Genomic DNA, 737 nt, shown 5'->3' with positions numbered 1-737 from the left:
CGCTGAGCCCGAGCATCGGCGCCAGCTTCGATCGCGGGATTTTCCGTCGGTCGCGGGCGTTGCGAAGGCTGGTGCTGATTTTTTTTCGATTTCGGCGCTTAACTCCAGTTCGCCGAAGCTGGTTTTCCGATAGACCGGCTTGTCAATTTGCGGATCGTCGATCTGCTGTAAACCGAGGTGAGAAATCCATTCTTCGAAAGAAGGTCCTGCCATTGCTCCTGCCAAGTGACGTTGATCTTCGGTGTTCGTTCGAATCAATGTAACCGAATTGGTTGACTGGATGCCACCTTGGAATCTAGTGGGCCTGCCAGAATTATGGGCGCGTCGCTTCGCGAAACCGCTCTATGCCTTCGGCACGGAGCCTTGCCTACAGCCAGTCTCCGCCCATTCGGGTGACGATCGGACGCGCGGGCCGCTACGCGGCCAGAACCCCGTCATCAGTACACCAAATTGGGATAGCGCCCGTTTACAGAACGGCCCGAAATCAGCATAGTGCGCCAGGTCGGGCAATACGAGTTGGTGATGGTAAGTCGCTAGCCCTTCTTGCCACTCACCGCGGGAGCCGTCCTGGCGCTAGCCAGTGACGGCTCCTTTCATTTGCGGGTGACGGCCGCGATCGCGGCCGACTTTGTCACCTCAGAGAGGGAAAGAGGGCTCTGCCCTCTCTCCCTCGCAAGCAAAAAAACGGTCTCCCCGTCCTTCCTCCGCTGCGCCTTCGGCTGCGCTACGTGCAGGAT

The 737-nt window shown here is 58.5% G+C and carries 1 pseudogene; it reads right to left on the bottom strand.

Annotated features, from left to right (window positions below):
• Positions 1-213 (bottom strand): annotated as a pseudogene (locus EN780_RS36115) (hypothetical protein); the annotation flags it as partial.
• Between the last annotated feature and the right edge of the window lie 524 nt (positions 214-737).

This window comes from Mesorhizobium sp. M4B.F.Ca.ET.089.01.1.1 (assembly GCF_004022605.1).
In the GTDB taxonomy this organism is placed as follows: domain Bacteria; phylum Pseudomonadota; class Alphaproteobacteria; order Rhizobiales; family Rhizobiaceae; genus Mesorhizobium; species Mesorhizobium abyssinicae.
Note: the sequence above shows the minus strand (reverse complement) of the source record. Positions and strands in the feature narration are given on the sequence as shown.